Origin of the sequence: Xanthocytophaga flava, assembly GCF_030068545.1 — a bacterium.
Taxonomy (GTDB): domain Bacteria; phylum Bacteroidota; class Bacteroidia; order Cytophagales; family 172606-1; genus Xanthocytophaga; species Xanthocytophaga flava.
The window spans coordinates 261,226-267,225 of record NZ_JASJOR010000011.1; the positions used below are offsets into that span (position 1 = coordinate 261,226).

At 39.5% G+C, this 6,000-nt stretch carries 6 protein-coding genes; 3 read left to right on the forward strand and 3 right to left on the reverse strand.

The annotated features are described in order from the left end of the window. Window positions 1-99: 99 nt before the first annotated feature. Window positions 100-1,086 carry an isoaspartyl peptidase/L-asparaginase family protein gene (locus QNI15_RS17810; RefSeq protein WP_314032836.1) on the reverse strand — a complete coding sequence of 329 codons (987 nt, stop codon included), beginning with the start codon at window positions 1,084-1,086 and terminating at the stop codon, window positions 100-102. Window positions 1,087-1,159: 73 nt separating this feature from the next. Between QNI15_RS17810 and QNI15_RS17815 the strand changes: the two genes are divergently transcribed. Then, window positions 1,160-1,906: a copper homeostasis protein CutC gene (locus QNI15_RS17815; RefSeq protein ID WP_314032837.1), complete on the forward strand. Its 747-nt coding sequence runs from the start codon at window positions 1,160-1,162 to the stop codon at window positions 1,904-1,906. A 487-nt stretch (window positions 1,907-2,393) separates the two neighbouring features. Here QNI15_RS17815 and QNI15_RS17820 read toward each other — a convergent pair whose 3' ends face one another. Together QNI15_RS17820 and QNI15_RS17825 are read right to left on the reverse strand one after the other, a co-directional pair. Next, a complete protein-coding gene (locus tag QNI15_RS17820) occupies window positions 2,394-3,035 on the reverse strand; it encodes a hypothetical protein (protein WP_314032838.1) in 642 nt (213 codons plus the stop codon). Window positions 3,036-3,173: 138 nt separating this feature from the next. Then, window positions 3,174-3,530, reverse strand: coding sequence for a winged helix-turn-helix transcriptional regulator (locus QNI15_RS17825; RefSeq protein ID WP_314032840.1), 357 nt, complete (start codon window positions 3,528-3,530; stop codon window positions 3,174-3,176). Window positions 3,531-3,638: 108 nt separating this feature from the next. Between QNI15_RS17825 and QNI15_RS17830 the strand changes: the two genes are divergently transcribed. Beyond that, on the forward strand, window positions 3,639-4,454 hold the full coding sequence (locus QNI15_RS17830) for an alpha/beta hydrolase (protein WP_314032842.1): 816 nt from the start codon (window positions 3,639-3,641) through the stop codon (window positions 4,452-4,454). A 575-nt stretch (window positions 4,455-5,029) separates the two neighbouring features. Continuing rightward, window positions 5,030-6,000 (forward strand): IS110 family transposase (locus QNI15_RS17835; protein ID WP_314032843.1); only part of this gene is annotated, 971 nt, incomplete at its 3' end.

The window sequence follows — 6,000 nt, forward strand, 5'->3', positions numbered from 1 at the left end:
CTAACAAAACACAGAGAGATATATTCGCAAAATAAAACAGCGCCTACACTTCCTAAGAGAGTGTAGGCGCTGAATACAATGCCTCATATCATCTGAGAATTACATAGAGCTTTTTGCATCAAATAATTTATTCTGAACACTATTACTATACACCGCATAGTTAAAGCCTTTCTGAATAGCATACGCCCCATACTCTCCTTTTTTATTTAGCGCAAGAAAACCTACCTGGATCTTATCATATCCCGGATATTTCTTTTTAATACGCTCTACCGCTGTAACACATGCTTTCTGAGGAGACATACCCTGGCGCATCAGCTCCACTACCAGATGGCTACCAACTGTACGAATAACCGCTTCACCCAGACCTGTAGAACATGCTGCACCTACTTCGTTGTCTACATATAGTCCTGCACCAATAATAGGAGAATCACCTACACGACCGTGCATTTTAAAGGCCATCCCACTGGTAGTACAGGCACCAGATAATTTACCATTGGCATCCAGCGCAATCATACCAATAGTATCGTGACGTTCGATGTTAATAACAGGTTCGTATTTAGCTGTTTTCAACCATTCTTTCCATGCCTTCTCTGACTCAGGTGTCAGTAGATTCTCTTCTTTAAATCCTTTGGACAAGGCAAACTGACGTGCTCCTTCTCCAACCAGCATTACATGGGGAGTATCCTCCATCACTTTGCGGGCTACTGAAATCGGATGCATAATATTTTGCAGGAATGCTACCGAACCACAGTTATCATTTTCATCCATAATACAGGCATCCAGTGTTACCTTTCCATCACGATCAGGCAGACCACCATATCCTACAGTATTTACTTTAGGATCAGCTTCAGGTACCATAACTCCTTTTTCTACAGCATCCAGTGCCCGTCCTCCTTTGCTTAGAATATCCCAGGCCGCCTGGTTAGCCGGAATGCCGTGGTCCCAGGTAGAAAGAACGATTGGTCCACCTGCTGGTGCTTTACCTGGATTAATATGCTGATCAACTGATGTGCCATTGCCCCGTAAATACGAAAAGAATGCAGCTCCCATTGCAGAAATCTTCAGAAACTGTCTGCGGTTATTCATAATGCTTGTTTGGATAAGGTTTTATTAGGAAGTATTTTTGACAAAGAAATTCAAAATAATAAAATAATTTAGTATGTCTGATCAAATTACCGTCGAAATTTGTGTGAACTCTGCTATTTCTGCAATAGAGGCTCAAAAAGGAGGGGCGAATAGAGTGGAGTTGTGTGAGAATCTTTGGGAGGGAGGTACAACACCCAGTGCAGGAACTATTGCTATTGCCCGTAAGAATTTAACTATTCAACTATTCGTTATTATCCGTCCGCGTGGAGGTGATTTTCTGTATTCAGACGATGAGTTTGAGGTAATGAAACATGATATCCTGACTGCCAAACAGCTAGGTGCTGATGGGATTGTAACAGGTATCCTGACAGCAGATGGACGAGTGGATATACCTCGCATGAAAGAACTGAAAGAACTGGCTGCTCCGCTACCCATTACCTTTCACCGGGCATTCGACATGGTAGCAGATCCTTATCAGGCACTGGAAGATTGTATTGCATTGGGGATGGACCGGATACTTACCTCAGGGCTGGAAAAATCGGCTATCGAAGGAATGGAACTGATTGCCGAACTGGTACAAAAAGCAGCTGGCCGTATTCGTATTATGCCAGGATCTGGTATCAATGAGAAGAACGTACACAAGCTGGTGCAGTATACAGGCGTAAAAGAAGTGCATTTCTCTGCTATGCGAACTGTTGACAGTCAGATGGAATATCGTCAGGCGAATGTGTTTATGGGAGGGGTGATGCGGCCACCAGAGTTTCTGATAACGGTGACAGACCCTGTAAAAGTGGAACGGGTACGAAATGCGGCACAATAAAGGAGTTGAGACTAGAGCCTTCGCTTTTGAGAAGATTGAAGGCTCGGTTTTTCTTTTGCTTGTTTGTAATGTTATTTCAGATTTCTGATCATTGTTCTTCTACAAACTTCTTTGTTTTCGTATCTAAAGTTGAGTTGTAGCCCAGAACCTATCTCTTCTTATCGCCCTGTCCCTTTTTTGTCACGCCACAGCGTGATATCAAAAAAGGGAAAAAAAATCCAAAGCTTCGCCTTACAGAATTTTTATCCCTACGCACCACACTTCCAGTTACGTTTAAAGTAATCACAACTCTCTTTGTAATAGTTCTTTTACTCTAAAGCAGCATTATATGATACAAATCAATTCCATTTTACTTCCATATTCGGACATGTAATGGCTATCTTCATTGTAAGCAACAGTCCGTTTATATAAATAATGATTTTAGGTACTCATGACTATTCTTATTCGGAAATGCCTATAGGATCACCTTATCTAATAATAGTGTCAATTATTCTAATCCAATCCATTTTTCCAAGTTTCTCTTTTCTTCATCAACCGCCAGCCAAGTATTTACGTTATCTATCTCCTTCTTATCATATGCTGTTAAATATTGAATATGAATTTTCTCACCTTCTTGTAAATCTGGAATTTTAGTCATAAAGCCATTTTTCCTGGTTTCAGTCATTTTTTGATAGAGTTCAAGATTACTTTCTAGCCTCTGAGGAAACCAATTGTTATCCTGTGCTCTTAAATTCAACATTTCACCATCTTCTGTACCAATGTGTAAAATCCACTCATTATTACTAGCTTCTATTGCATTCAAGTTTTGTCCAGTCGTTACATCAAATTTAATGTTATTACTAATTATGTCAAGAAGACAATAAGTTTCAAGAAGCTCATTGATAGCAGAAATTTTTTCTATTCTAAAAATCCAAGCCAAGCTATCCGTGATCATTTCACCATTATAAAGAGGAAGGGGAATCTTAAATTCTATAATTTCAATTTTATGCTCGCTTGTTTTGAACATCTCAGACTTCCCGTTTCTATAACTTTTTGTTTCAACTAATTTGATATCTTTTTGAGAGTTTAATCCACATTTAATAATACCCAATGGCATTTTGTAGTGTTTTTCTATGATAGATTTTTGCATCGTTATGTTTCATCTTTAGTTTTACATCTACAAAGTTTATCATGGTTTGTATGGTAAATATGTATTGCCCCTACTAAAGCAGATAAATCCTTTGCTGAAAACACGTGATCTTGCCTAACCTGTCCGTTTCACAGAATGTTAAGTATTTTCAGAGATCTGGTTTCGTTCTTTATGGCGTAATCCCCACACTTTAATCTCCTGCATCATCGGTATAGTGGTCTGGCCGAATTCTGTTAAACTGTATTCTACTGTAGGAGGGACGGTTGGAAATATTTCGCGACTGACCAAGCCATCCTCTTCCAGTTCGCGGAGTTGTGAGGTAAGCATAGTAGGAGTGATGCCCGTTATTTCTCTTTCCAGCACCTTAAAGCGTTTGGGACTCTCTTTGATAAGGGCATGAAGGATGCGTAATTTCCACTTTCCGCTCAGTAAGGTAACCGCATATTCAACCGGACATGAAATTTCTTCTTTTTTCTCTCTTTTTTTCGTGCTCATTACCAGAAAGCTATAGTTTTCTATACTAATACAGTTTTTGTGTACTACTTGTAAAAATATAGTAATGGACATACGTTTGCAAACATAACTCTAATGAGAAAGAAATATATGCAAGATATGCTCCAACGCCGGATGGGTTTTGATGAACTGGGTAAAGCCTATCCCAAAGATTCGTCAGTAAAAGTAGAACCCATTACAATTAATGGAATAAGCTGTTTCTGGTTTACACCAGAGCAGGCAATTACAAACAAAGTGATTGTGTATCTACATGGAGGAGCTTTTGCCGTAGGCTCTATACGATCCCATGAAAGCATGGTCTCTCATTTTGCTAGTCGGTTCCAGACAAAAATTCTGTTTATTGACTATTCATTGGCACCTGAACATCCTTATCCAGGTGGAATGAATGATGTACTGGCTGTGTATAGTACCTTACAAAAGCAGTATCCTGATTATACATTTACGTTAATGGGAGATAGTGCAGGAGGAGGGCTGGCAATTTCTTCTATAGCTGCCATGTTTGATCACAACTTATCGTTGCCTCAGGTTGTAGTATTACTTTCGCCATGGATTAGTCTTACTTGTACCAACCCTTCCCATCAGCAAAATGCGGACAAAGATATTATCAATACAGAATATCTGAAAGCAGCAGCCAAAGACTATATAGGAGATAATCCTATGGAAAAAGCGAGTCCAGAATTCCTCACCTTCAACGCATTTCCTCCTGTTCTGATACTGGCAGGTGAAGAGGAAATTCTTCTGGATGATAGTAACAACTTTTACGCCTATATCCGGAAGATACAGAAGGAATCCTATTTACATGTTTACAAAAAACAGAAACATGTATGGACATTGGCTTCTATTCAGAGTGAGGCTTCCCAGCAAGCGCTGAAGGTTATAGCAGAATTTTTGGAGAATAATTCCTAACTATTAATTCTATTTTGATGTGGTGATATGCCAAACAAGGTATTTTGAAATACCCTCTCTTAAAGAAATTCCTTTTTTGTGCATGATCACCCTTTGTTATCCTGTGAAAGGATCTACTCCTCCCTATCCTCCTGTAAGGATATCTCCCTTCTCTGTCCTTCTGAAAGAAACTCATATCTTGTAAAGGTTAAGAAAAAGTGCAATTTTGAATAAAATACTTGGTTAGTAAACTATTCACCCCTTGTAAGAGCCCTAAAAGAAACATAGATATGTTGAGTAGGCTATTCTTTCAATACTATCGATCAAAAGGACTTAGGCCTTACAAGGATTTCCTCTCTTTGCTGTTGAACAGTACCAAAGAACACTAGCTTTATTTTGCATCGTATTTTAAGCATCGTATTTTAAGCATCGTATTTTAACTAGTGATTCTGCATTCTATGAGCTAAACCAATGGAGTAGGATGGGTGAATAGATTTTTATCAAGGCAGTTCTATCAAGAGTTGCGTTTTACGTTTTGTTCACTTCTTATCCATTTTATGTGTATGAGCACTCCTTCTGCAAACACTTCTTCTTGTGTGAATCCTCTCAAATATTGTGTAGGAATCGATGTCGCTAAAGACAGCTTGAAAGTCTGTTTGAGTGTACTTTTGCCTGATTTACAGATCAAAGTCAAAGCCAGTACCCAGTTTGCCAATACCGAAAAAGGATTTGAATCTTTTTGGATCTGGATCCATAAGCATTCTAAACACAAATCACAAGCAACTCAAGCAGATGCAGGCAAAGCCTGTGACTCGGTTCCTTTACACTTTTTGTTGGAGGCAACCGGGATCTATCATGAGAAAATAGCCTGGTTCTTATATAGTAAACAAGAGCAGGTTAAACAAGCACAGATGATGCAGGTTCATGTGATTTTGGCCAATAAAGCCCGAGCGTATCTAAAAAGCATGGGCTACAAAAGCAAGAATGATAAATTGGATGCCAAAGGCCTGGCCCAAATGTGTGCAGAAAAAAGTTTACCCTGTTGGAAACCTGTTTCCAAAGCTATTTATCACTTACGCAGTTTAACCCGTTTGCATGAGGATTTGCAAATTCAGAAAACAGCCCTAACCAATCGCTTACAGGCCTTACAGGCAAGTATGTATGAACCCAAACAGGCCAGCAAGTCACTGAAAACCATCCTCAAAACCCTCCATACCCAACTCCAATCGCTCGAAGAGCAAATCCGACAAGTGATCGGGAAAGATCCACAGTTAGCTAAAAAGTATAGCTGTGTCAACTCAATCAAAGGTATTGGGCTAATGACTTTTGCCGTGATTGTAGCTGAAACCGACGGATTTGCCCTGATCGAAAACCAGGCACAATTGTGTAGTTATGCCGGCTATGATGTAATTGAAAACCAATCAGGGAAACGAGCAGGTCTGGGTCGGATCAGTAAAAAAGGCAATGCCCATATTCGACGGGTGTTGCATTTACCTTCTTTTTCAGTGGTCAAATACGAGAGAAGATTTACCGTTTTCTATCAGCGTATTTTTGAAAGAAGTTATCT

Bases quoted from the DNA above. Each gene is read 5' to 3' on its own strand.
- QNI15_RS17810 (WP_314032836.1), bottom strand. From the start codon at position 1,086: ATGAATAACCGCAGACAGTTTCTGAAGATTTCTGCAATGGGAGCTGCA.
- QNI15_RS17815 (WP_314032837.1), top strand. From the start codon at position 1,160: ATGTCTGATCAAATTACCGTCGAAATTTGTGTGAACTCTGCTATTTCT.
- QNI15_RS17820 (WP_314032838.1), bottom strand. From the start codon at position 3,035: ATGCAAAAATCTATCATAGAAAAACACTACAAAATGCCATTGGGTATT.
- QNI15_RS17825 (WP_314032840.1), bottom strand. From the start codon at position 3,530: ATGAGCACGAAAAAAAGAGAGAAAAAAGAAGAAATTTCATGTCCGGTT.
- QNI15_RS17830 (WP_314032842.1), top strand. From the start codon at position 3,639: ATGCAAGATATGCTCCAACGCCGGATGGGTTTTGATGAACTGGGTAAA.